The organism is Hyalangium ruber, from assembly GCF_034259325.1.
Lineage (GTDB): Bacteria > Myxococcota > Myxococcia > Myxococcales > Myxococcaceae > Hyalangium_A > Hyalangium_A rubrum.
Genome location: NZ_JAXIVS010000001.1, coordinates 857,560 through 882,478, shown reverse-complemented (window position 1 = coordinate 882,478; position 24,919 = coordinate 857,560). Strand labels below are relative to the sequence as shown.

Sequence of the window (24,919 nt, the reverse complement as noted above, 5' to 3'; positions counted from 1 at the left end):
GACGGGAAGAGGGCGACTACTTGGTTCCGCCGGGAGCCGAATCCTTGGAGGAGATGTCGTCCCCACCGCCCGAGGTGCCGTCGGCGCCGTAGGAGGAGACGACGGGCTTGCCGCCCTCGTTCAGGTACACGTACTCGTTGTTCCACGGATCGCGCGGGATCTGCTCCAGCGCCTGCATCTCCACCAGCCCGCGCAGGCCCGTGGCCGTGTCGGGGTAGTTGCCCTTCTTGGTGTAGTAGAGCTTGAGCGCGTTCTGGATGTTCTTGATGTCCAGATGGGCGCGATCGACGCGGGCCTGGTTGAGCTGGGGGATGACCGCCACGCCCACCGCCGCGGCGATGAGGCCGAGGATGGTAATCACCACCATGATCTCGATGAGCGTCATGCCGCGGTTGTGGCGGCGCTGCTGCTTCTTCGTCTTCTCCATGTTCTCCCTCGAGTGACTTTCTGGCAGGGCGATGAGGCCCTGCCGGGACGTTGTGTCAGGGCTCGCCGCGGGTGACTTCCGCCGGAGGTGCACCCGCCTGTGAGTCCGTGGCGTAGAGGACGACGCCCACCGTCAGCAGGGCCGCCGCCAGGGCGACCATCGCCGCCAGGGTGACACGTTGAATCCACCGGTCGAGCGTGTCGTTCATCGCCGCCTCTCTCCTGCGTTACCGGATGACCGAGTTCACCTGCAGAATCGGCATCAGGATCGAGAAGGCTACGAATGCAATCACCGCGCCCATCATCACGATGAGGATGGGCTCGAGCAGCGAGGTGAGGGCGCCGATGCGCACGTTCACCTGCGTCTCGTAGCTGTCGGCCACCGACAGGAGCATCTCCTCCAGCTGGCCGGAGCGCTCACCAATGGCGACCATGTGGTACACGAGCGGCGGGAACTGGCCCGAGCGCTTGAGTGGGTTGGCGATGCTCTCGCCCTCGCGGATGGCATCGCGCGCCTTCTCAATCACGTCCGCCAGCACCGAGTTGGTGATGACCGCCTTGACGATGTCCATGGCGGCCAGCAGCGGCACGCCGCTCTTGAGCAGCGTGGCCAGCGTGCGGGCGAAGCGCGAGATGGCGAGCAGGCGTACCAGGCCGCCGAACACGGGCGCCTTGAGCGCGAACCGGTCCCAGATGGGCTTGCCGGCGGGGCTGCGGAAGTACCAGACGGCGAAGGCGATGGCGCCGAAGAGCGAGGGGAAGATGATGAACCAGTAGTCCTGCAGCGCGTTGCTGAAGCCGATCAGCACCCGCGTGGTGAAGGGCAGGGTGGCGTTCATCGACTCGAAGATCTTCGTCACCTTCGGGACGACGACCGTCATCAGCAGCACGAGGATGCCGCCGCCCACCACCAGCATGATGGCGGGGTAGAGCATGGTGCCGACGATCTTCTGGCGCAGCTTGGCCTGGCTCTCGGTGAAGTCGGCCAGCCGCTGCAGCACCGCGTCCAGGGCGCCCGAGGCCTCGCCGGCGCGCACCATGTTCACGTAGAGCGAGCCGAATATTTTCTGGTGCTGCCCGAGCGCGTCGGCCAGCGATGAGCCCTCGTTCACACGCTGCTTCACGTCCGAGAGCACGCGCTTGAAGCGCTCCTTCTCCACCTGGTCCACCAGCGCGGTGAGCGACTCCACCAGGGTGACGCCCGCGCCCAGCAGCGTGGCGAGCTGCCGGGTGGTGATGGCGATGTCCTCGGTGGTGATGCGGCCGCGCGTGAGCTTGCGCAGGTCGATGTCGCGGGCGGCGAGCTGAGCCCCCGCGCCCTTCATCACCGCCGCGCGGCTGCCCTCGGCCTGGCCGAGCACGTCCGTGAGGAAGATGCCGTCCTTGCGCAGCTGGGCACGCAGCGTCTTGGGCGACTCGGCCTCGAGCAGCCCCTTGACCGTCTTGCCCGCACCGTTGAGACCTCTGTACTCGAAGACCGGCATGGCGATGCACCCCCCAACCCTCCCTCAGGGGAGGGCGGCGGTTAGATGTCCTCCTGCGTGATGCTGAGGACCTCGGCGATGGTCGTCTCTCCCAGGGCTACCTTGCGCGCGCCATCGTCGAGGAGCGTGAGCATGCCCTTGTTGGTGGCGGTCTTCTTGATGGTGGCCGCGTCCACGTTCTTGAGCACCAGCTGGCGCACGTCGTCGTCCACGAGCAGGAACTCGTAGATACCGGTACGGCCGCGGTAGCCGGTGCGGTTGCAGTTGGCGCAGCCGGTGGCCTTGTAGATCTTCTCCACCCCGTAGCGCTGCTTGAAGGAGGCACGCGAGTGCGTCAGCTCCTTGAGCTCGTCGTCCGTGGGGCTGTACTGCACGCGGCAGTCCGGGCACACGCGGCGCACGAGGCGCTGGGCCAGGATGGCCGTGAGCGAGGAGGCCACGAGGAAGGGCTCCACGCCCATGTCCACCAGACGGGTGACGGCGCCCGCCGCGTCGTTGGTGTGGACCGTGGAGAACACCAGGTGGCCCGTGAGCGAGGCCTGGATGGCGATCTCCGCCGTCTCCTTGTCGCGGATCTCGCCCACCATGATGACGTCGGGGTCCTGACGGAGGAAGGCGCGCAGGCCTTGCGCGAAGCTCAGGCCGATCTTCGGGCTGATGGCCATCTGGCCGATGCCCTTGAGCTGGTACTCCACCGGGTCCTCGACGGTGAGGATGTTGAGGTCCGGGGTGTTGATCTTCGACAGGGCGCCGTAGAGCGTCGTCGTCTTTCCGGAGCCGGTGGGGCCCGTCACGAGGATGATGCCGTGCGAGCGCTTGATGACCGACTCCATCCCCTCCAGCGTCGCCTGGCCCATGCCGATCTCGGACAAGTCCAGCAGCGTGGCCGTCTTGTCGAGCAGACGCATGACGATGCGCTCGCCGAACGTGGTGGGGATGGTGGACAGACGGATGTCGATGTCGCGGCCGGCCAGCTTGATGCGGATGCGGCCGTCCTGCGGCAGGCGCTTCTCGGCGATGTTGAGCTGCCCCATCACCTTCACGCGGCTGACGATCGAGTTCTGGTAGCGCTTGGGAGGCTTGATGACCTCCTGCAGCACGCCGTCCACGCGGAAGCGCACCATCAGCTCCCGGTCCATGGGCTCGATGTGGATATCGCTCGCGCGCTCCTTGGCGGCGCGGAAGAGGATGGAGTTGACCAGGCGGATGACGGGCGCCTCGTCGCTGGTGTCATCCAGCAGGTCCTTGGGCTCCTCCAGCTCGTGGGCCAGCGAGTCCAGGTCCGTGGCCTCCAGCTCATCCACGAGCTTCTCGGCCTCGTTGATGGACCGGTCATACACGCTGTTGATGGCGTCCGAGATGGTGGAGGCCAGCGCGATTCGCGGGTTGAGGCTGTAGCCCAGCAGCATGCGCGCGTGGTCCATCGCCGCGGTGTCCAGCGGGTCCGCTACGGCGATGACCACCACGTCGTCCTGCAGGGACAGGGGGATGATCTTCGCCTGCTTGGCGAAGTTGATGGGCACCTTCTTCACCAGCTCCGGGTCCACCTCCTCCAGGAAGATGCGCTGGAGGAAGGGCAGATCGAGCTGGAGCCCGAGCGCCTTGGCCACGTCCTCTTCGGACACGGCCTTGAGCCCGACGAGCACCTCCCCCAGCCGGCCGCCCTTCTCGGCCTGGGCGGTGAGCGCCTCCTCGAGCTTCGCCTCGGAGAGCGAGGTGGTGGCGCGGAGGATCTCCCCGATGGGCCGGCCCGAGAGGAACGCGTGGCTGTGCGCGACGATCTGCGTGGCGTCGTTGCGCGAGGAGGCCTCGGTCGGCAGGGCGGTGGCGGTGGTGGCGTCGGTCGTAAGGCTCATGGGGTTTGCTCTGGCGCTCCCGTGTCCGGCTGGATGCGAAGGCGCTCGGGGGTCTCCGGCGCGGGCACTGATCCATCCGAACCCGGGGGAGGCGGCTGGACTTCCCGCACCTCGGGCTCGGCGCCCATTCCCGGCGGCGGCATGGTCGGCGGCTGCTCACCCGCCGGAGGCACGGGCGCCTGCCCGCCCTGCGAGGGAGCCTCGGAGCCAGGCGTCGCCGCGCTGTTCGGCCGGATGACGCGCTCGCCCGGGCCGCCCGGACCGCCGTTCTCCGCCCGCTGCTGCTCGCGCAGCACCGACTGGTTCATCCGCGACAGCGGGCCCGGCTTGCGGGTGAAGTCGATGGCCACGTCGTAGCCCGGCACCTGCCCGTAGAACTGCTCCACGAACTGCTGCCGCTCCCGCATCTTCCGCTCGAAGATGGTGCGGAAGTCCGTCTGGTCCCGGATGATGTAGGGCGTCAGGAAGAGCAGCAGGTTGGTCTTCGTCTTCTTGCGCGAGGTCTCCCGGAACAGGTGGCCCACGATGGGGATGTCACCCAGCACCGGCACCTTGGCGACCGACTCGATGGTGCGGTCCTGCATGATGCCGCCGATGACCACCGTCTCCTGATCCTTGGCGACCACCGTCGTCTTCGCGCTGCGCTTGGAGGTGGTGGGGCCGAGTACCGGATCGCTGGAGGCGATCTCCTCGGTCTGCTCCGTAATCACCAGGCGGATGAAGTCGCTCTCGTTGATCTGCGGCTTGACGGTGAGCTTCAGCTCCACGTTCTGGCGGGTGATGGGGGCGAACAGCGAGCCCAGGCCGCCCAGACCGCCCAGCAGCGACTGGTTGAGGCCGGTGCCCGTACCGGTGCCCGTGCCCAGGCCGGTGCCCAGCGAGCTGGGCGAGAAGCCCGACTGGAAGGGCACGTTCTGGCCTACGGTGATCTCCGCTTCCTCGTTGTCGCTGGTGAGGATGTGCGGGGTGGAGAGCACGTTCACGTCCGAGCTCTGCTGCAGCGCGTGCAGCACCACGCCGAAGGCGGGGATGTCGATGCCCAGCTTCTGCAGCTCCGGAATCACCGGGCCCTGCAGACCGGCCAGGAAGCCGCCGAAGCCGGCCAGGTTCGCCAGCGAGAAGGAGGGCGGCAGACCCTGCGAGGTGTACTTGGTGCCGAACAGGCCGGGCACCGCTCCCTGGTCCGTGGAGAGCTTGTAGCCGCTGTGGAAGTTGATGCCGAACTCGGAGTTGCGGTCGAGGTTGACCTCCATGATGACGGCCTCGACGAACACCTGGCGGCGCGGGATGTCCAGCTGCTCGATGACCCGGAGGATGTTGCGGTAGTCGGCCTGGCTGGCGACGATGACCAGCGAGTTGGTGGCCTTGTCGGCGGACACCTTCACCTCGCCGGAGAACAGCTCGGCGGCGACAGCGGGAGAGCGGATGTTGCCACCCACGCCCGGAGGAGGCGTGGGGGTGGGGATGCGCGGCCGATTGGCGGTGCCCTGCGCCAGCGTCTGCAGCGTGCTGGCCAGCTCCTCGGCGTCCGCGTTCTCCAGCGGGTAGACGTTGATGCGGCCACCCGCGTCGGTGGGCACGTCCACCTCGCGGATGAGCTGCAGGATGCGATCGAAGGCGGCGGGGCTGGCCACGATGATCAGCTTGTTGGTGCGCTCATCCGGGATGATCTGCGTCAGCGTGACGGAACCCCCGGAGCCCTCCTGGCCGCCAGCGGCGGCGGCATTGGCGGCGGCGATCTCTCCGGGAGAGGCGCCAGGCGAGACGTTGGCGAAGCCGCCCGGGCGCTGGCCGGGGCGCGCCTTGCCCTCGAAGATCTTCTGTACCGTGGCCGCCACCTCCTGCGCGCTGGCGAACTGCACCTGGATGATGCGCAACTCGTCGCTGGAGGCGCGCGTGTCCAGCTGGGCGACGATGCGCTCCAGGCGGTGCATGTTGGAGCCCACGTCGTTGACGATGATGGTGTCCGGCGGGTACGGGATGGTGTCGCCGTCCTTGGACACCAATTGCTGCAGCACCCCGCGCAGCGGCTCCACTTCCACATACCGGATGCGGAAGAGCTTGGTCACCATCTGCTCGTTGGTGGTGTACGGGGTGTTGGCGTCGATGATCGTCGGGATCGGGTTCTGCTTGGCCGAGCGCTTGTCGACGATCTTCAGGAAGCGGCCGTGCGGGTAGACCGACAGGCCGTTGGCATCCAACGACGCGAGGAAGGCGGAGTAGAAGGCGTCCGCGTCGACCTCCACGCGGCCGTTCTCGGGGCCGATGATGGAGATCTTCCCGCGCACGTTCTCCGGGAGGATGAACGTCTTGCAGGTGGCGTCCGAGACGGTCTGCACCAGCTTCTCGATGTCCACCTTGTCGAAGTAGATGCCGTAGCGCGCGCGGCGCCGGGCCTCCTCACAGGTGGGCGTGGTGCGCCCCTCGGGCTTGGGAGCGCCCTCGCCAGTGGCGGTGACGCCCGAGGGCTGCGGGGTGATCTGCCGCTCCCCGGCGGGTGGAGGGGTGTTGCCGGCGGGAGGAGGGCGGCGCTGGGCCCAGGCGGGCGAGGTGGCCAGCGCCAGGCACAGCAGGAGCGACCAGGGCGAGAGCGTCTTCATGGAAGGACTTGCACTGCGGGGGTTAGCGGACGTTGTACGTCTTGCGGATCGGCGCGCCGTTGCGCTCGATCTCGATCTCGATGCGACTGGATTCCTTCAGCTTCGAGTAGACCTCCAGCGCCTTCTCGGGGCTGTTCAAGTCGAAGCCGTTGATGCGGCGGATGACGTCGCCGTTCTGGACGCCGATCTTCGAGTAGATCGAGTCCGGGCGGATGGAGAAGAGCTTGAAGCCCTGCGCCTGCCCATCCTTGAAGGCCGGCACGATGCGGGCCTGCATGGCCACCTCGTTGAGGTTGGCCAGGGTGCGGTCGATCTCTCCACGCGGCACCTCGTACTCGTTCTCGTTGAGGGCGCGGATGCCGTTGCCCAGGCCGCTGTTGGCGGGGCCCGCGGGGCGCGCCTCGGCCACGGGCGGAGGCGTGAAGGTAGGCGCCGGCGCGCTGCCATCGCCGGGCTGCCCGTCGATGAACTCCTTGCGGCCGTTGTTGAGGACGATGACGCGCTCGCGCTGGATGTCGAGCACCTCGGCGCCCTGGATGCGGTCACCCACCATGTACGTCTGCGAGCGCTGGGTGACCATGTCCTGCACGGAGGCGAAGGACCAGAGCTTGTCGGCGGCCACCAGCGTGCCCAGCAGCTTCACCCGCAGGCCGCTCTTGACCGGATCCGCGTTCTCGTCGACCGGCGGCGCGGAGGTGGGCTCCTGCACGGCCACCTCGGGCTCGGGCAGCTTGATGCCAGTGAGCTTCGACAGGCGCACCATGTCGAGCGTCGCCACCTGCTCGGCGGGGCGGGAGCGCTGAGGCGCGCGCGCCGTCGGCTCGGAGACGGGGCCCGGCGCGATGGAGGACTCCACGAACAGGTTCGCTGTTCGCGCCACCATCCAGGCGACGAGCAGGATGAACACCAGGTTCACGGTCCAGAAGTATTTGCGGAAGAAGAGTTCCATCACGCGTCCAGGAAGGCTGCCCAACGGATTGAGCAAGCGAAGTGCCACCCGAGGGCGGCTAAAGAACCCGTGGCTTACGGCCAAGTGCCCGGAATTATTCCGGTACGGGGCAGGTCCCCACGCGAGGGAGCAGGGCGTCGGACGGGCTTGGACAATTTGTCAAAGCCGGGTGGGGGAGGCCGTGACGGGCTGTCATTCGGCGTCCGAGGGGGTGTCCGGTCCCTCCTCCTCACCCGAGGCCTCGCGCTCCAGCTTGCGGTAGATGGTGCGCGCGGCGATGCCCAGCAGGCGGGCCGCCAGCGTCTTGTCGCCCTTGGTGTGGCGCAGGGTCTCGTGGATCACCCGGCGCTCGATCTCCTCCATGGGCGTGCCGATGGGGATGATCAGCTGACCGGCCGAGCCCAGCGGGCCCTTGCGCACACTCTCGGGCAGGTCGCTGGCCTCCAGCACCTCGTTCTTGGCGAGGACGACCGCGCGCTCGACGGCGTGCTCGAGCTCTCGCACGTTTCCCGGCCAGGCGTAGTTCTCCAGAATCTGGAGGGCCTCGGGAGAGAAGCCGCGCAGCGTCTTGCCGTTCTTGGCGGCGAAGCGGCGCAGGAAGGCGTCGGCCAGCAAGGGGATGTCCTCGCGGCGCGAGGCCAGGGCGGGCACGCGCATCTCCACCACGTTGAGGCGGTAATAGAGGTCCTCGCGGAAGCGGCCCTCGGCTACCTCCTTCTGGAGGTCCTTGTTGGTGGCGGCCACCAGCCGCACGTCCACCTTCACCGTCTGGGTGCCGCCCAGCCGCTCGATTTCACCCTCCTGGAGCACGCGCAGCAGCTTCACCTGGGCCGACAGGGGCATCTCGCCCACCTCGTCCAGGAAGAGGGTGCCGCCGTTGGCGCGCTCGAAGCGGCCCTCGCGGCGGGCCACCGCGCCGGTGTAGGCGCCGCGCTCGACGCCGAAGAGCTCCGCTTCGAGGATGCTCTCGGGCAGCGCGGCGCAGTTGACGGCGATGAAGGGGCCCTTGGCGCGGCTGGAGTGCTCGTGGACGGCGCGCGCGGCCAGCTCCTTGCCGGTGCCCGACTCGCCCATCAGCAGCACGGTGGCGGTGGAAGGTGCCGCCTGGCGCAGGGTGTCCATCATCGCCCGGAACGCGGGGGACTGGCCCACCATGGCCTTGCCGCCCGAGGCGCCCATCTCGGCCAGCCGGGCCTTGAGGGACTTGTTCTCGGCGACGAGGGCCTGCTTCTCCAGCGCCTTCTGCACCGACTTGACCAGGGAGTGGCGCTTGAGCGGCTTGGTGATGAAGTCGTAGGCGCCGTCCTTCATGGCCGCCACCGCCGTCTCCACCGTGCCGTAGGCGGTCATCAGCACCACCTCCACGTCCGGGCGGATGGTGCGCGCGGCCTTGAGCAGCTCCTGCCCGTCCATGCCGGGCATCATCAGATCCGTCACCATGACGCTGACCTCCGGCTTGCGCAGGAGCTCGAGCGCCTCGGTGCCGCTGGAGGCGCTCAAGGTGGCGAGCCCCTCGCGCTGGAAGATGCGGGCGACGGAGTCGAGGTTGGCTCGGTCGTCATCGACGACCAGGACCGTGATGGTTGTCATGGGTATGGGGGCCTCTTACCACGGTCCTGCAATCGCTATTCCGGCGCACCGGGGGAAGTAGTAGAACGGAGGGTATGGCACGCGTCGTCCTCTGCTCCACTTTGAGTGTCGTCCTGCTCGCGGCTTGCTACGGGCCCAAAGGCAGCCCCGATGGGACGATCAAGTCGTTCTTCTCTGCGGCCGAGTCCCACAACTGGGAGGACATGGCCGAGATGGTCGACCCGGAGAGCCTGGCGAAGGTGGGCTCCATCCCGGGCGCCGCCGCCTTCTACGAGTCCACCTACGGCAGCAACACCGACATCGACCTCACCATCCTGGAGTTGATCGAGGTCAAGCCGGACGTGGAGGCGGTGGTGAAGTTCAAGTGCCGCGTCACCTTCCGCGAGCTCGGGAAGATGCCGTACTCGGCCGGCTGCTCGGACACCTATACGCTCCGAGCGCACGACGGAAAGTGGTTCATCGTGCTGCCCGAGACGCAGCGCCTGCGGCCCACGCTCTAGGCCATGCCCCACCTGAGCCGCGATGGCTTCGAGCTCTCCTATGACGTGGAGGGCCAGGGCCCTCCCGTATTGATGATCCAGGGAGTGGGCGTCATCGGCGAGGGCTGGCGGCCCCAGGTGCGCGCCCTGTCCCAGGACTTCCAGGTCCTCTGCTTCGATAACCGGGGTTTGGGCAAGAGCGGCTCCGGAAAGGGGCCCCTGAGCATCGAGGCCATGGCGGAGGATGCGCGGGCCCTCATGGATGCCATGGGGTGGAAGTCGGCGCATGTCATGGGCCACTCGATGGGCGGCCTCATCGCCCAGCAGCTCGCGCTGGACTGTCCGGAGCGGGTGCGGAGCCTCTCTCTGATGTGTACGTTCGCCCGGGGCCGGGACGGGGCACGCGTCACGCCGCGGATCCTCTGGATGGGGCTGCGGACCCGGATTGGCACGCGCGGCATGCGGCGGCGGAGTCTGCTCCAGATGCTCATGTCGAAGGCGTACCTGCGGTCCACTCCGGTGGATGCGCTGGCGGACCGGATGGCGCCGCTGATGGGCAGAGACCTCTCGGAGAACCCGCCCATCCTCATGCAGCAACTCCAGGCGATGAGCCGGCACCACGCGCTCGAGCGGCTGGGCGCGTTGGCGCGGATTCCGACGCTGGTGGTGAGCGCGGAGGAGGATCCGATCGCGCTGCCCGCGTTCGGCAAGCAGCTCGCGGCGGCCATTCCCGGAGCGCGCTACGTCGAGATCCCCGATGCCTCACACGCGGTGACGATCCAGAAAGACGGAGAGATCAACGCGCTGCTCCGGCGTTTCCTGGATGAGACAGAGAAGTCCTTGACCCCAGCGGGGTAAGCCCCCGTAATCGCGCGCCATGAAATTCCTGCGAGATCTCCGCTCGGTGATGAACCTCACCGTGCTGGTGGCCGGGCTCGGATACTTCGTCGATCTGTTCGACATCACCTTGTTCGGCGTGGTGCGCTCCGCCTCTCTCAAGGACATCGGGATCACCGACCCGGCCGAGATCCTCCAGAAGGGCATCCTCATCTACAACTGCCAGATGGTCGGCATGATGGTCGGCGGCCTGCTGTGGGGCGTGCTCGGCGACAAGCGGGGCCGCCTCTCGGTGATGTTCGGCTCGATCCTGCTGTACTCGTTCGCCAACATCGGCAACGCGTTCGCCTGGGACGTGACGAGCTATGCGGTCTTCCGCTTCCTGGGCGGCGTGGGCCTCGCGGGTGAGCTCGGGGCGGCGATCACCCTGGTGGCCGAGTCCCTGCCCAAGGACAAGCGCGGTCTGGGCACGACGATCGTCGCGACGCTGGGCATGCTGGGCATCGTCGCGGCGGCGCTCGTGGGCCAGTACCTGCAGTGGAAGACGGCGTACCTGACCGGTGGCGTGATGGGCCTGGCGTTGCTGTTCGCGCGCTTCAAGGTCTCCGAGTCCGAGCTCTTCACCAAGAAGATGGACCCCTCCCGGGCCAACCCCTTCCTGCTGCTGCAGGGCGGGCGCTTCTTCAAATACATCTGCTGCATCCTGATCGGCGTGCCCATCTACTTCACGACGGGCATCCTGTTCACGTTCGCCCCGGAGCTGACCGCGGGCTTGAACGTGCAGGGCACGGTGACGGCGGGCAATGCCATCCTGGCCGGTTCAATCGGTCTGACGATTGGCGACCTGCTGGCGGGTGTCTTCAGCCAGTTGCTCAAGAGCCGCAAGCGCGCCGTGGCGCTGAACCTGTGCGCCGGGTTCGCCCTGATGCTCATGTATGGCCTGGTGCCGGGGCTCACCAGCACCATGGTCTATGTGCTGAGCTTCCTGATCGGCATCACGGTGGGGTACTGGGCGGTGCTGGTCACCATGGCCGCCGAGCAGTACGGGACCAACATCCGCGCCACCGTGGCGACGACGGTGCCCAACTTCGTGCGCGGTTCGGCGGCGATCGCGGCCAGCGGCTTCGGCTTCCTGAAGGGCCACATCGGCGTCTCGAACGCGGCCCTGACGATTGGAAGCATTTGCTTCACCCTGGCGCTGCTGTCGCTCACGCGCATCGAGGAGACGTTCCACCGAGACCTCGACTTCGAGGAGCACGCGAAGGGCGAGGGTCCGTGAAGGGCCGCGCCTCCGTGCCGGGGACCCTGCTGGGAGTCCTCGGCACGGGAGCGTCGGGTGTCGCTGTACTGCCGTTCCTGAGCAACAACCTGACCCGGTCTGGCGAAGGCTTCGCTCTGAGCCTGCTCGTCATCCTCGCGGTGCTGGTGCCCGCCCCCGCGGCCATCCTGGGCGGCTGGATGGGCAAACGGACCTTGCAGCAGGTGGGGGCGGGGTTGATGGGTGTAGTGAGCTTGGGCTGGCTGTCGTTCTCCGCCTGGGCCTTCATCACCGACCCTTTCGGGCTCGGGAACATCAGCCTGATGGTGGGGCTGACCACGCTGGGGATCGGCGCTGTGATGGCGATGAGCACCTTCCTCCTGCGCCCTCGCCAGTAGCCAAGATGACTCAGTTGCGAGGGAGCGACACGGGCGACCAGGCCGGCTGCGCTGGAGCGGCGGCGGGACCCAGCGGGGCGAAGTCTCCCGCCGCGAACACCACCTTGCCACCCACCACCGTGAGTACGGACTCGAGGGACTTGATGTCGTCCTCCGGCACGGACAGGTAGTCGCCGGAGAGGACCGCCAGGTCCGCATACCGCCCCGGCTCCAGCGTGCCCTTCAGCTTCTCCTCTCCGGAGAACCACGCGCTGCCCACGGTCGCCAGCCGCAGCGCCGTCACCCGGTCCAGCCGCGCCTCGGGCGCGTTGAGCGCGGTGCCCCCGAGCGTCTTGCCGGACACCAGCCAGTGCAGCGACAGCCAGAGGTTGTAGCTGGACACGCGCGTGGCATCGGTCCCCAGCCCCACGGGAATCCCCAGCTCCAGCATTCGCTTCACGGGCGGCGTGTGCGAGGCAGCCTCCTTCCCGTACCGGGTGATGAAGTGCTCGCCCTGGAACGCCATGCGGTCCTGCACCGCGATGCCTCCGCCCAGCTTCGCCACCCGCGCCAGGTTGCGCTCGGAGATGGTCTCCGCGTGGTCGATGATGAAGCGCAGGTTCTCCAAGCCCCGCTTCTCCTTCACCCGCTCGATGACATCGAGGATGCGGGAGATGGACTCGTCATAGGTGGCGTGGATGCGGAAGGGCCAGCCCTTCTCCGCGAACAGGGACAAGATCTCCTCCAGCTTCGGCTCCATGCCCGCTTGAAGATCCGGCCTCGGCTCCAGGAAGTTCTCGAAGTCGGCGGCCTCCCAGAGCACGTTCTCGCCAGCGCCCTCCATCTCGTACCCGTTGGGGCGCAGCAGGTCCGCGTTGGTCCCCGGACGCGTCATCGTCGACCACCGCTGGTAGTCCTGCAGCTCCTGGCCTCGCTTCTGCGCGAAGAGGTAGTAGGCGATGCGCAGCGTCAGCTCACCGCGCTTGGCCAGCTCCGTGCCCACCGCGTAGTCGTCCGGGAAGTTCTGCCCGCCGCCGCCCGCGTCGATGGTGCTCGTCACGCCCAGCCGGTTGAGCTCGCGCATGAACTGCCGCGTGGAGTTCACCTGCTCCTCGGGCGAGAGCTTCGGCAAGCGCCCCAGGGTCGAATAGAGGATGAAGGCATCCGGCTTGGCGACCAGCATGCCCGTGGGGTTGCCCTGTGCGTCGCGCTCGATGACCCCGCCCGGAGGGTTCGGCGTGTCCTTGGTGATGCCCAGCACTCGCAGGGCCTCCTGGTTCAGCAGCGCCTTGCCGTACAGGTACAGCACGAACACCGGCGTTTTCGGCGCGGCCGCGTTCAGCTCGGCCACCGTGGGCAGGCGGCGCTCGGCGAACTGGAACTCCGACCAGCCTCCCACCACGCGGACCCACTGTCCGGCAGGTGTGCGGTCCGCCTGGAGACGGACCAACTCCAGCGCCTTGGCGAGGCTCGGGACACCTTCCCAGCGCAGCTCCAGGTTGTAGTTGAGGCCCCCTCGGATGACGTGGATATGAGAGTCGTTCAGCCCGGGGATGACCGTGCGACCGCCCAGGTCGATCACCTGGGTCTCTCCGGTGCGGTACCGCTCGACCTCCGCGTCACTGCCCACCGCGAGGACATTGCCATCCCGGATGGCGATCGCGGAGGCGATCCGGTTCTCCGCATCCAGGGTGACGACCTTGCCATGGTGGAGGATGAGGTCGGCGTGGGTTTCGCCACGGGTCGTGGAAGCGGTGTGGCTGCAGGCTCCGAAGAGGCTGGCGGTGATCGCCAGGACACCGAGTCGATGCGAGGTGCGAGACAGGAGGGTTTTGAGCGAGCGCATGGCGGTTCTCCAAAAAGAAAGCGGGCGCGGAGGCGACGGGGATCCTCGGGAGGGGGGGAAACCCGAGGGAAACCTACCGTCGCTCCGCGCCCAAAGTCCGGGTTACTTGCTGGTGCTCTTGCTGGCGCCGCCCTCGTTGGCGTGCTCACCCAGCATCGTCTTGGCGTAGAAGATGCCCGTGCCGTACGCGCCGCCGTGCTGCTTCGCCAGCGAGGTCACCGCCTCGTAGGTGCCCTGGCGCGCCCAGTCCCGCTGGTACTCGAGCAGCACCTGCATCCAGGTCACCGGGATGGCGCCGGCCTGCACCATGCGCTGCACCGCCATGTCGTGCGCTTCCTTGCTCACGCCGCCCGACGCGTCCGTGACGATGTAGACCTCATAGCCCTCGTCGATGGCCGACAGCGCGGGGCCGATGAGGCACACCTCGGTCCAGAGCGCCGCGATGACCAGCTTCTTGCGGCCCGTCTGCTTCACCGCCTGGATGAAGTTGGCGTCCTCCCACGAGTTCATCGTGGTGCGGTCGATCGGCTTCACGTTCGGGAAGACCGCCGTGATCTCCGGGAACAGAGGGCCGCTGAAGCTCTTCTCCGCCACCGTGGTGAGGATGGTCGGGACATTGAAGATCTTCGCGGTCTTCGCCAGCCCCGTCACGTTGTTGGTGAGCAGCGTGCGGTCGATGGACTGCACCGCGAACGCCATCTGCGGCTGGTGATCGATGAGGATGATGGCCGAGTTCTGCGGGGTGAGCAGGCGCGGGCTGGGCTTGCCCGTGGCCTTCTGCGCGAAAGCGCTCGTTCCCGCTACGAGCATCGTGACGACCAGGGCCGCCAGGGTGGACCGACTGCCGAGGACCTTGAGGCTGTTGCCGACGTTCATTGCTGCTTCTCCTGTGGTCTCGTGCTGAAGCGCACGCACTGTTCCTTATCAAGAGCGATGCCAGTCCTTGGCGGTGCTCAAGTGGCTGAAATTACAAGGGGCCTCAAGGCGCCCTTGCTTCGACACTCCCAAGATGGCATTCCGGCCATACCATTTTGGTGTTGTTGGGAGAGGAAGCACATGCGCTTGGAAGAGCTGGACCTGCGGGAGCTGCTTCAGTTCGAGCCGAAGGGGGGAATCCTTCGCTTCGCGGGCCAGCGGGCCCTCTTGCTCGACGCGGTGGCCCTGGGGCTGCTGCGCAAGCAGCTCATCGACACCCTGGGGCTGGCGGGGGCGCGGGCCCTGCTCACCCGGTTCGGCTATGCCCTGGGCCGACGCACCGCCGAGACGTTGAAGGACTCCTTCCCGTGGGATTCCCCGGACGAGTGGCGGCGCGCGGGAGGTCGCCTGCATCGGCTCCAGGGGCTGGTGATTTTCGAGCCCATCCATCGCGAGGGACCCGTGGAGAATGCCCCTTTCGCCGAGGGGCTCTGGAACGAGTCGTTCGAGGCCGAGCAGCACCTGTTGCACATCGGGCTGTCCGAGGAGCCGGTCTGCTGGACGCTGTGCGGCTTCGCCAGCGGCTACTTGAGCTACGGCCAGGGGCGCCCCATGTACTGCATCGAGGAGCGGTGCCGGGGGAAGGGAGACGCGACCTGCGTCATGGTGGGCCGGCCTCGAGAGGAGTGGGGCGAGGAGGTCGCCGCTCAGCTCGTCTACTTCGAGAAGGATGGTCTCGATGAGACGCTCAGCCGGGTGACCCAGGCCCTGAAGAACACCGAGCGAACGCTGCGGGCAAAGAAGCGGGAGCTGGCTCGGACAGAAGGGGAGGAGGGCCCGAAGGACAGCCTGGGGAAGAGTCCGGCCATGCGGCGCGTGAGAGATCTCGCAGAGCGCGTGGCCCAGGTCGACTCGACGGTCCTCATCACCGGCGAGAGCGGCGTCGGCAAGGAGGTGCTGGCTCGCTTCATCCACGAGCGCTCGGTTCGCGCGGCGGGCCCCTTCGTGGCCATCAACTGTGGGGCGGTGCCCGAGAACCTGCTGGAGAGCGAGCTCTTCGGGCACACGCGGGGTTCGTTCACGGGCGCGACCCAGGACCGGACCGGGCTCTTCGAGGCCGCCCAGGGCGGCACGCTCTTCCTGGACGAGCTCGGAGAGGTGCCGCTCTCGATGCAGGTGAAGATCCTCCGCGCGCTCCAGGAGCGGGAGATCCGCCGCGTGGGGGAGAACACCCACCGCTCCGTCGACGTACGGGTGCTGGCGGCCACCAACAAGGATCTGACCGCGGAGATCCGCGCGGGGCGCTTCCGGCAGGACCTCTACTACCGGCTGCGCGTGGTGGAGATCCGCATCCCTCCGCTTCGAGAGCGGCATGACGACATCCTCGCGCTCGCGCGGATGTTCCTGGCGCGCTCCGCGTCACGGCTCCAGCGGAAGGTGTCCGGGCTCAGCCCCGAGGCCGCCAACCAGCTCCTGCGCCACCCCTGGCCGGGCAACGTGCGGGAGTTGGAGAACACCCTCGAGCGCGCCGTGGTGCTGACCCAGGGCAACTGCATCGAGGTCCAGGACCTGCCCGATGAAATCCGGGGCGCGGTCACTCCGGTCTACACGCCGGACAACCTCCGATCGCTGGAGGAGGTCGAGCGCGACTACATCCTCGCCGTGCTCGAGGCGATGGGGGGCAACAAGCTCAAGGCCGCCGAGAAGTTGAAGATCGGCACGTCCACCCTGTTCCGAAAGCTCAAGCAATATCAGGGCGCCTCGGACGGAACGGGGAGCACCTGAGGTGGGACCCGCCGCAGCTCGGTCACGTCGAAGAAGGAGGTCACCACCATATAGGGCGCCGGCTCTCCCGGCCGTTGGAGCGGCTGGGCGTTGACGATCAGCCACACCCGGGAGCCGTCGGGCCGCTGGACGCCCATGAACACGCTGCGGACAGGTTTGCCGGTGCGCAGCGCCTCCATCGAGGGGTGCTCCGAGCCGGGGAAGTCCGAGCCATCCTCGTGGATGGCTCGCCACCGGGGATCCATCGAGGTGCGGCCCGTCATCTCGTCCACGGACAGCCCGAGGATGTGCTCGGCGCTCGCGTTGGCGGTGAGGATGTTGCCGTCGCGGCTCTGCACGACGATGCCTTCCCAGAGCGCGGTGAGGATGGAGCGGTACAGGGGTTCGCCCTCCGCCCGCGCCAGTGTCTCGGCGGTCGCGGCCTGCTCCAGGCTGGGGCGTGAGCGGGCCCCTCTCCTGAGCGCCTCCGGGGCTTCCACCTCGACGTATCGAGGCAGGTCCACCGTGAAGGTCGAACCCTGCTCCCTCGCGCTGGCCACGCCGATGTGGCCGCCGAACCGGCGAACGATCTGCTGGGTAATCCACAGCCCGAGTCCCAAGCCGCCGTAGTGGCGCTCGGAGACGGCGCGCTCGAAGCGTCCGAAGATGCGCGCCTGGTCCTCGGGGGAGATGCCGATGCCCTCATCCCGCACGCTCAATCGGACCCTGTCCCCGGGCAGGGCCGAGGCGTGGACCTGGATGGGCCGGCTATTGCCGTACTTCGCCGCGTTGGAGAGGAGGTTGGTCAGCACCTGCTCCAGCCGTGAGCGATCCCAGGAGCCCATGAGGGGAGACTCCAGCCTCAGCGACACGGGGCAGCCCGCCAGCTCCAGCTCGGGCCGCAGCCGCGCCACCACCTCCTCCACCAGCGCGGAGAGATCCAGCTCCTCGCACACCAGCGGCATGCGCCCGGAGGTGATCAGCCCCACGTCCAGCAGATCATTCACCAGCCGGCCCAGCCGCTCGCCCTGGCGCTGACAGTGGTTGATCCACTTCGTCAGCCGCTCGTGCTGTCCCACGGCGACGCCCTCCCGCGAGAGGCTCTGCAGCCCGAGCTTCAACGCGGTGAGGGGCGTGCGCAGCTCATGCCCGGCGATGCCGAGGAACTCGTCGCGCAGGGCCACCGCCTCGCGGGCCTCGCGGTAGAGCCTCGCGTTGTCGAGGGCGGAGGCGGCGTGGGCGGCGAACTCCTGGGCGAAGGTGCAGTCATCGCAGGTGTAGGTCCGTTCCGACGAGCCGAGCACCAGCACATTGGTGACGCGCTGTTGAGAGCAGATGGGGATGAGCATGGCGGAGCGCAGGGCGAGCCGCTCGCGGATGAGCCTCCGCTCCGGATCATCCCCGGCTTCACCGAGGCCCGGCTCGTCCAGCGTCGGGATGAGTCGGGGCCTCCCGGTGCGTAGGACCTCGCGGAGGAGCTTCTCATCGGTGGCGCGCAGGTGCTGGCCGCGCCGGACCAGCAGCCTCTCCAGCTCGGGATCCGCATGCGCCGTGGACAGCAGGCCGAGGGTGCCATCGGCCTTGGAGCCGAAGAGCATGGCCATGCTGGCGAGCCCGGGGATGCAGAGCCGGGCCAGCATCTGGAAGGTCTGCTCCTGGTCCAGGGTGGAGGAGAGCGCGGCGCTGCACTCGGCCAGGAAGTGCTGGGCCTCCATGGCGCGCGTGCGGGAGGTGATGTCGAGGAAGCTGGCGATGACGCCGCGAGGCTTGTGCTCCTCGTCGAAGAGGGGGACCGTGGAGGTGAGCAGGGTGAAGCGCCGCCCCCGCAGCTCCACGTCCAGCGTCACGTCGAGCACCTCCTCGCCGGTCGCGGCGGCCCGCTGCATGGGCAGCTCTTCGGCCCGCAGCTCCCGCCCCCTCCGCAGGAACCGCATGCCCTGGACACGTTCGGCCTCGGGTGCGCTGAGCGAGAGGTTGGTGCCCTCGGGGAGGTCCAGCAGTTGCGTGAGCCAGGCATTCGCCTGGATGCGCTGGCACTGGGGCTCCCGAGCGATGGCGATGCCCGCGGGGACGACGTTCAGCAGTGTCTGGAACTCGGCCACCTGGCGCTGAAGCTCGTGGGTGAGCCCGTCTGCACGCCGCTCCGCCTCTTTGCGCAGGGTGTCGTCCGCGGCGATGTAGATGCACCGGCGCTGGCCGCTCGCGTCCACGAGCGAGGAGAGCCAGTACACCACGTCGATGGGTTGCCCCTGCTTGCACAGGTGCCGGCGCTCGCGGGCGGGAGCGCGCTCGCCCCGCGAGGCCGCCCGCAGGTGCGTGAGCAGCTCGTCGCGGGCCTCTGGCGGAGTCGTCGGCAGGAAGTGGCCCACTGCCTCCTCCGCGCTCCAGCCGAAGATGCGGGTGGCCGCGGGGTTCCAGCGGCGGACGGTGCCGTCCCCGTCGAGCACGAGCAGGGCGAGCGGCGCAGCATCGAGGATGGCATCGAGCCCCTGCCAGGCCTGCTCCAGGGACTCGAAGAGGCGGGTACGCTCCAGGGCCTGGGCACACTGGCGGGCCACGGCGAGCGCGAAGGCCTGCTCCGCCTCCGAGAAGTCGCGGGAAGTTTCAAAGCCCAGGGCGAGCACCCCGAGCGCTCGCCCCTCCAGCAGCAACGGCACCGCGCACAAGGCGCCCGGGGGGGCGAACGAAGCACGTCTGGCCAGCATGGGGTACAGGCGCCGGAACGTGGCGGGGGAGTCGAGCCAGATGGACTCCCGCTGCTTCAGGGCGTCGGTGATGGGCGCGGAGAAGTTCAGCGGCAGGCGCACGAAGCACCGAGGGCCCGCCTCGGTGCCGCCTCGGGACGCCAGCATCTCGAGTGCCTGGCCGCTGGGGTCGAGCCGGTACACCACGGCGGTGCGCGCGCAGAGCGCACGGGAGACCTCGCCCATGACCACGTCGGCGACCTGGGAGGGCTGGCGCGCCTCTCCGAGAGCGGCCACCACCCGCTGGAAGTGTTGGATGCGCCCGCGCGACACGTGCTCACCCTGACGCAACTGGTGAACCTCGAAGGCCCAGGCCGCGAGCCCCGCCACGCTCTCGGCGAGCGCCAGCGTGTCCGTGTCGAAGCGCGCGGCCGGGTCCCGCGTGGCGAACGTGAGCACCCCCAGGGTGCGCTCCCCCAGCCGCAGCGGCACCGCCAGGCAGTCCAGGAGCCCGGCCTCCCGAAATGCCAGCAGCCGCGCCTGGTCCGGCGCGAGGGAGGCGGCTACCTGCTCGGAGGGACCGGCGAGCAGCTCCGAGATGCCTGTGAGGGACACCCGCCAGGCCAGGGGCGCGGGCACTTCTCCCGGAGGGCTCGGCGCTGTCCCGCCCGGTTGCCCGAAGGAGGCGACGTGCTCGAGCACCTCGCCGTTCAGCAGGTCCACGTCACACCAGTCCCCGAGCTCGGTGCCCACCAACTGCCCCAGGGCGCGGAGCACGTCCTTCCGCCCGGAGGCCGTGCCCAGTCCCTTGTGGAGCTGACCCAGGAGCGCGACACCCCGGAGACGCTGATCCGCTGCGGGCGGAGGCAGGGCTTGGGTGGACGTGTACCGGCGCTGCGAGGAAGCGAGCCGGTACGTTTCGCACCGCACCGACCGAATGCGTCCCTGGTGGTCGAAGACGGGCGTCAGATGGGCCTGGAAGAGCGTGCTCCCCTCGATGCTGACCGCGTCCAGGGCGGGAAACTCGAACTCGAAGGCCAAGGCCTCCTCCCGCTGGAACACCCGTTGGCACTCCGCACGCCAGAGCTGGACGAGCCTCGAGGGCATGCCGAGCTCCGCGTTCGTCCTGCCGATGAAGAGGGCGGGCGGCAGCCCGGTGACCCCCACCACCCCGCGATTGACATAGAGGTGGCGCTGCTGGCGGTCGAAGTAGGCGACGATGAGGGGAGACTTCGTTGGCTGGAGGGTGGCTTCGGGCGGGCACTCGACCATCCGCCCCCGGAGGCGGCGCTCGTGACCCTGGCGCTTCACCTCCAGGGTGAGCCCGAACACGTGCGAGCGGCCATCCGCCGCGCGGGTGCGGTAGCAGTCCTCGACCTTTACCCCCTTCGCGGCGGCCCGGCACCCGTGGAGGAAGACGTCCTGGTCGGGCGCGAAGACCGTGCGTGCGAGGAATCCCTCCTCGCGCAGCCATCGCTCCCGGGGGAAGCCGAGGCGCCGGGCATGCTCGTCCACCGAGAGGCAGCGCAGGGTCTCCGCGTTCGCCTCCCAGTGGATGGCCACCGGTCTTGTGGGCGGCCCTGCATGGGCGTGGCCAGTCCGCATGATGAACTCCCCCGGGTCCTTTCGTAGCAACCAGGGGGGGCCCTTCACCTAGTCCCCTCTACTTCCCCGCCTGTCGGTGGGGCCGAGAGGCCTCTCAAGCGCTAGGAGCTCCTCGGAGCCCCGCGCCGCGTCCAACCTCAGGCGCCGGAGACCGCCTTCTTGCCCTGCTTCGAGCGCACGTCCACGCAGCGATGGAAGATGTTCTTCGGATCGATCTGCGCCTTGATGGCCGACAGGCGCTCGAGGTTGCCGCCGTAGTAGACCTCCGCCTCCTCGTGCATCGAGAAGTTGAGGTAGCCCTCGGGCATCGCCAGCGGGTGGCTGCTCAGGTGCGCCTTCGCCTTGCGCGTGAAGGCCACCACCTCGGCGTCGATGGCCGGATCCAACCACGTGGGCATCAGGCCGAAGAGCATCTCGGTCTCACGCGGCCAGTAGGCGGTCGCCTGGCGCGGCACGTTGCGGATGGCGCCGCCGTAGAGCTCGATGTTCATCACCGCCATCACCACGCTCGGCGGAACGCTCTTCCACACCTCGAAGTAGGCATCCAGGAAGCTGTTGAAGCCCGCCTCGTTCTCCAGCCCCTTGAGCGAGCCCGAGGTCCAGTAGGCGCGGCGCGGCGAGGGCAGCGAGTGCCAGATGGGGGCGAAGATGCCCTGGAACTGGAAGTAGTCGTACTGCCCCACCGTGTACTGCATGGGAGCCATCTTCTGGATCGGCGCGAAGAGCGCCTCCTTCTCCGCCCGGCTCTGGCTGCCCCAGTGCGCCAGGAAGATGAAGACCACCGGCCCCTGCGGCGTGCGCATCAGGTAGTTGATGCTGACCAGATCATTGTCGTGGCGCAGCTGGTGGATGAAGCGGTTGTACTCGTGGAAGCGGTTCTCCGGGAGGATGATCGAGCCCCCGTAGAACGTGCTCACGTCGAACAGGCGGTGCTCGAACGCGGTGACGATGCCCAGCGTCGCGCCGCCGCCGCGCACCGCCCACCAGAGGTCCGGGTTCTCGGTCTCGCTCACATTGAGGATGCGCCCGTCCGCGGTGACGAGCTCCACGGAGACGAGGTTGTCGATACACAGGCCGTGCTTGCGCGACATGCTGCCGAAGCCGCCGTAGAGCGCGTAGCCCGAGCCCACCGTGTCGGCGAACCCCAGCACGGCCGCCTTCGAGCCCAGCTCGGCATGGGTGAACTTGTCGATGTCGGAGAAGAGGCAGCCCGCCTGCGCCCGTACCGTGCCGCGCTCGCGGTTGATGCTCAGGCCCTTCATGTCCCCCACGTGGATCGTCATGCCCTTGTCCACCAGGGCCTGGCCCGAGGCGGCGTGCCCGCCGGAGCGCACGGAGATGGGCAGCCCTGCCTCCTGGGCATAGCGAAGCGCCTCGGCGACCTCCTCTGGGTTCCGGGGCCAGACCACCATGGCGGGCCGGGCCGACTCGAGGGAGATGTCGAGCTTGGTCGCCTTCTCATAGCCCGCCTCCGCCGGCAGCACGATCCGACCACCAAAGCGCCGCTTGAATGCTTCGAGGCTCGCTTCCATGTTGGAACTCCTAGAGGGTTTGTAATGGAGGGCTGGGAGCCTAGCAGCCCCGCGACGACCCAAGGAACCCGGGGGGGCTTGTCCGGATAGGGGAGGAGAGAGCGGGCAGGGCGGCTTGACAGCCCCTGGCTTCCTCGTAGGGGTGGATCATGGAGTGGGCTGCTCCACGCCGGAGGACGTCCCTAGCTTTCCTTGAATGGAGGGCACACGTCATGAGCCAGCTTGTCACCAAGAAGTTCTCCCAGCCCGATGAGCGACGATCCTTCGTCGAGCACGGCCACGTGGACATCGTCCGTCTCGGCGGACGCACCATGGGGTTGGCTGTCTTCGAGCCGGGGTGGAAGTGGTCGAAGGATGTACAGCCGATCGCGGGGACCTCGAGCTGCCAGGCCGCCCACTCCTGCTACTACGTCTCCGGGAGCATGGAGATCCGCATGGACGACGGCACCCGGAGGACGCTCCACGCGGGGGACGTGGCCTACATTCCCCCCGGGCATGACGCATGGGTGGTCGGCGACGAGCCCTGTGTGTTGGTGGACTTCGAGGGCATGTCGGACTACGCGCAGCGAGAGGAAGAGGCTGCGCCCAGCGTGCAGTGAGCGGTGAAATGCCCAGAACTGGCAACAGCATCGCCCATTCGTGCAGGTCCATCCGGCGGGGGTCGTAGCAACACTTCGCGCATGCCTACGACCAAAGCGCATGCCGAGTGTGGAGAGAGGACCCCTCATCGCCCTGAAGCCCTGGAGCTTCGTGTCGCCGAGATGACGAAGCTCACGCCCGACGTGGCGGACAAGCTCCAGACGGAGGCGCGCTGCTGGCTCATCCAGGCCCAGCGGGATTTTCAGGACGCGCTGTTCGCCCAGGATGGCTCCGACGAGAGCCTCGACCGCTACGCCGAAGCGCGGGCGGAGCTCGATTCGGCGGAGGCCTGGGCGCTGCGCGTGGTCAGGGCCCTGCGCCGTGGGTGACGCAGGGCCCCAGGCCGCCGGTTACTGCACGTTGAAGAAGATGGCGGTGGGCACGCCCCAGTTGCCGCTGGCGTCCTGGCTCTCGACGAAGAGCGTGTGGCGGCCCGGCGTCAGCCCGGAGGTGAAGACGGTGGCCCGCACCGACTCGAGGGTGCTGTTGAAGGCGCCGTCCGTCGGGCTCATCGCGTACGTCGGCGTGCCCGCCACCCACGAGGGCGAGTCGAGGGTGTAGCGCGCCGCGGCGATGGCCTGGGAGGCCTCGGTGCCGCCGTTGGTGCCGTAGCGCGTGTCATTGGCCTGCGCGGTGAGCGTCACCGTCGTGCCAGCCGGCACGGTGGAGGCCGACAGCGTGAGGCTGATCGAGTCCGGGCCCGCCGCCACCTGGTAGGGCCGCCGCGCCGCCTTGAAGGCGTACCAGAGCGCCGGCATGTTCTTGGGGACGATGGTGTTCTCGAAGGTGGTGCAGCTCTCGAAGAACGCCCCGCCCATCTCGAAGGTGTACGAGGCGACGCCCAGCCGCCCGTAGGCGAAGGCGTCCGTGGAGCCCGTGGCCGCGTAAAGGCAGCTGGCCACCTGGCAGGCCTGGTAGCCGTTGAAGTAGTTGAACTTGCGCCCCAGCGTGCGCAACTGCGTGGCGTTCGGCGGCGCCGTGGTGGTCGAGCCCCACGGGTAGAGCACGTAGCCGCCGTAGCTGTGCAGGCTGATCATCAGCCCCGTGGCGTCCGCGGGCGCTGGGTCCGTCGAGTTCGGCCCGCGCTGATCCGGGAAGAGCGAGAGGATGTAGTTCTCCAGCGCCTGCGTCTCCGGCTCCGAGGCGGACGAGCGGCCCCGGTACGTGTCATTGCAGTAGCTGGTGCTCGCGCCCGCGCCGCCCCAGTCGAAGCTGCTGTTGCGGTTGAGGTCCACCCCGTACGTGGTGGTGGTGCAGGAGCCCTGGGTGTTGTTGGTGTTCTTGCGCTTGCTCAGCCCCGTCTCCGCAATGCGGCGGCCGTCCGGGTTGGACTGCACCACCACGTGCAGCTCGTGGTGGTCCAGCAGCCACGTGGCGTCCGCGTCCGTGCCGTATCGGCTCGCCACCTGCTCGGCGAAGCGCGCGGCCAGCTCCGCCGTCGTGTACTCGCGCGCGTGGATGGCGCCCATCAGGAAGAAGCGCGGCTTGGGCCCCGGAATGGACTTGTTCGTCAGCACCAGCACCCGCAGGTCATCGCCGGGGTTGCCGCCCGCCGTCAGCTTGTCCCAGGTGTCGCCGATGTCCTTCCACTCGGCCAGGTTCGGGTAGGTGGCCGCCAGCTGCGCCATGGTGGTGTTCGTCTCGTTCATCGTGCGGTAGCACGCGTAGCCGGAGATGCCCGAGATGGAGAAGTCGGGGCGCGGCGCGTTCATCTGCCGCGTCTGCTCCTCGAGGATCTCCACGCGGCGCCCTTCCTTCACCAGCGCCTGGTACTGCTCGGGCGTGAGCAGCGCCTCCACCGTCTTCTTCTCGTTGTCCACCGCCGCCGTCAGATCCAGCGTCTCCGCCATGCGGTTGAGATCCTCGCGGGAGCGGAACGGCACCCGCGCCACGATGGACGAGGGAAGGACGGAGGCCTCCTCACCCTTGGGAACGGTGGGGCCCGCGTGGGCGGAAAGAGGGGAAAGCGCCAGCGCTGCGACTGCGAGGACACCTGCGGCGGACGACGACATGGGGGAACCTCCTTGGGCTCTTGGCCAGGGGAGGGTTCACACACTAATCCCAGGAATTCTGTTTTA

19 protein-coding genes are annotated in these 24,919 nt (G+C 68.2%); 7 read left to right on the top strand and 12 right to left on the bottom strand.

Annotation, left to right across the window (positions count from 1 at the left end; all coding sequences use genetic code 11):
* Nucleotides 1-16: 16 nt before the first annotated feature.
* The 7 genes from SYV04_RS03575 to SYV04_RS03545 form a co-directional block, all read right to left on the bottom strand.
* The gene (locus tag SYV04_RS03575; protein ID WP_321544152.1) at nucleotides 17-427 is read right to left on the bottom strand and encodes a type II secretion system protein GspG; all 411 of its coding nucleotides are present in this window, start codon (nucleotides 425-427) and stop codon (nucleotides 17-19) included.
* Between the two features lie 55 nt (nucleotides 428-482).
* Nucleotides 483-635 (bottom strand): hypothetical protein, encoded by a 153-nt coding sequence (locus tag SYV04_RS03570; RefSeq protein WP_321544151.1) that lies wholly within the window; start codon nucleotides 633-635, stop codon nucleotides 483-485.
* A gap of 18 nt (nucleotides 636-653) precedes the next feature.
* Nucleotides 654-1,910, bottom strand: a complete 1,257-nt coding sequence (gene gspF / locus SYV04_RS03565; RefSeq protein WP_321544150.1) for a type II secretion system inner membrane protein GspF — start codon at nucleotides 1,908-1,910, stop codon at nucleotides 654-656.
* Nucleotides 1,911-1,951: 41 nt separating this feature from the next.
* Complete coding sequence (gspE, locus tag SYV04_RS03560) at nucleotides 1,952-3,766, bottom strand: type II secretion system ATPase GspE (protein WP_321544149.1); 1,815 nt, start codon at nucleotides 3,764-3,766, stop codon at nucleotides 1,952-1,954.
* On the bottom strand, nucleotides 3,763-6,366 hold the full coding sequence (gspD, locus tag SYV04_RS03555) for a type II secretion system secretin GspD (protein ID WP_321544148.1): 2,604 nt from the start codon (nucleotides 6,364-6,366) through the stop codon (nucleotides 3,763-3,765). Before gspD ends, gspE begins: the two co-directional genes overlap by 4 nt.
* A 22-nt stretch (nucleotides 6,367-6,388) precedes the next feature.
* The gene (gene gspC / locus SYV04_RS03550) at nucleotides 6,389-7,315 is read right to left on the bottom strand and encodes a type II secretion system protein GspC (protein WP_321544147.1); all 927 of its coding nucleotides are present in this window, start codon (nucleotides 7,313-7,315) and stop codon (nucleotides 6,389-6,391) included.
* A gap of 192 nt (nucleotides 7,316-7,507) precedes the next feature.
* Nucleotides 7,508-8,905: a sigma-54-dependent transcriptional regulator gene (locus SYV04_RS03545; RefSeq protein WP_321544146.1), complete on the bottom strand. Its 1,398-nt coding sequence runs from the start codon at nucleotides 8,903-8,905 to the stop codon at nucleotides 7,508-7,510.
* A 74-nt stretch (nucleotides 8,906-8,979) separates the two neighbouring features.
* On the opposite strand from SYV04_RS03545, the gene SYV04_RS03540 reads away from it, so the two are divergent.
* Genes SYV04_RS03540 through SYV04_RS03525 form a run of 4 tightly spaced genes read left to right on the top strand, consistent with a single transcriptional unit; the run spans nucleotide 8,980 to nucleotide 11,877 of the window.
* Entirely contained in the window at nucleotides 8,980-9,405 is a 426-nt protein-coding gene (locus tag SYV04_RS03540; RefSeq protein ID WP_321544145.1) for a hypothetical protein, read from the top strand.
* 3 nt (nucleotides 9,406-9,408) lie between these two features.
* On the top strand, nucleotides 9,409-10,242 hold the full coding sequence (locus SYV04_RS03535; protein WP_321544144.1) for an alpha/beta fold hydrolase: 834 nt from the start codon (nucleotides 9,409-9,411) through the stop codon (nucleotides 10,240-10,242).
* A 19-nt stretch (nucleotides 10,243-10,261) separates the two neighbouring features.
* The gene (locus tag SYV04_RS03530; protein ID WP_321544143.1) at nucleotides 10,262-11,500 is read left to right on the top strand and encodes an MFS transporter; all 1,239 of its coding nucleotides are present in this window, start codon (nucleotides 10,262-10,264) and stop codon (nucleotides 11,498-11,500) included.
* Nucleotides 11,497-11,877, top strand: coding sequence for a hypothetical protein (locus SYV04_RS03525; protein ID WP_321544142.1), 381 nt, complete (start codon nucleotides 11,497-11,499; stop codon nucleotides 11,875-11,877). The genes SYV04_RS03530 and SYV04_RS03525 overlap by 4 nt, the downstream gene beginning before the upstream one ends.
* 10 nt (nucleotides 11,878-11,887) lie before the next feature.
* Here the strand turns inward: SYV04_RS03525 and SYV04_RS03520 are convergent, their stop codons facing one another.
* Nucleotides 11,888-13,702, bottom strand: coding sequence for an amidohydrolase (locus tag SYV04_RS03520; protein ID WP_321544141.1), 1,815 nt, complete (start codon nucleotides 13,700-13,702; stop codon nucleotides 11,888-11,890).
* A 102-nt stretch (nucleotides 13,703-13,804) separates the two neighbouring features.
* Nucleotides 13,805-14,578, bottom strand: a complete 774-nt coding sequence (locus SYV04_RS03515) for a hydrolase (RefSeq protein ID WP_321544140.1) — start codon at nucleotides 14,576-14,578, stop codon at nucleotides 13,805-13,807.
* Between the two features lie 180 nt (nucleotides 14,579-14,758).
* Between SYV04_RS03515 and SYV04_RS03510 the strand changes: the two genes are divergently transcribed.
* Nucleotides 14,759-16,402, top strand: a complete 1,644-nt coding sequence (locus SYV04_RS03510; RefSeq protein ID WP_321544139.1) for a sigma-54-dependent Fis family transcriptional regulator — start codon at nucleotides 14,759-14,761, stop codon at nucleotides 16,400-16,402.
* Here SYV04_RS03510 and SYV04_RS03505 read toward each other — a convergent pair.
* Together SYV04_RS03505 and SYV04_RS03500 are read right to left on the bottom strand one after the other, a co-directional pair.
* Nucleotides 16,369-20,670 (bottom strand): PAS domain S-box protein, encoded by a 4,302-nt coding sequence (locus SYV04_RS03505; protein WP_321544138.1) that lies wholly within the window; start codon nucleotides 20,668-20,670, stop codon nucleotides 16,369-16,371. The two genes, SYV04_RS03510 and SYV04_RS03505, sit on opposite strands and share 34 nt — an antisense overlap.
* 137 nt (nucleotides 20,671-20,807) lie before the next feature.
* Nucleotides 20,808-22,202, bottom strand: coding sequence for an FAD-binding oxidoreductase (locus SYV04_RS03500; protein WP_321544137.1), 1,395 nt, complete (start codon nucleotides 22,200-22,202; stop codon nucleotides 20,808-20,810).
* 212 nt (nucleotides 22,203-22,414) lie between these two features.
* On the opposite strand from SYV04_RS03500, the gene SYV04_RS03495 reads away from it, so the two are divergent.
* Both SYV04_RS03495 and SYV04_RS03490 read left to right on the top strand, forming a co-directional pair.
* Nucleotides 22,415-22,801 (top strand): cupin domain-containing protein, encoded by a 387-nt coding sequence (locus SYV04_RS03495; RefSeq protein WP_321544136.1) that lies wholly within the window; start codon nucleotides 22,415-22,417, stop codon nucleotides 22,799-22,801.
* Between the two features lie 162 nt (nucleotides 22,802-22,963).
* Nucleotides 22,964-23,170: a hypothetical protein gene (locus tag SYV04_RS03490; protein WP_321544135.1), complete on the top strand. Its 207-nt coding sequence runs from the start codon at nucleotides 22,964-22,966 to the stop codon at nucleotides 23,168-23,170.
* Between the two features lie 21 nt (nucleotides 23,171-23,191).
* Here SYV04_RS03490 and SYV04_RS03485 read toward each other — a convergent pair whose 3' ends face one another.
* On the bottom strand, nucleotides 23,192-24,853 hold the full coding sequence (locus SYV04_RS03485; RefSeq protein ID WP_321544134.1) for a M14 family metallopeptidase: 1,662 nt from the start codon (nucleotides 24,851-24,853) through the stop codon (nucleotides 23,192-23,194).
* Nucleotides 24,854-24,919 lie beyond the last annotated feature (66 nt).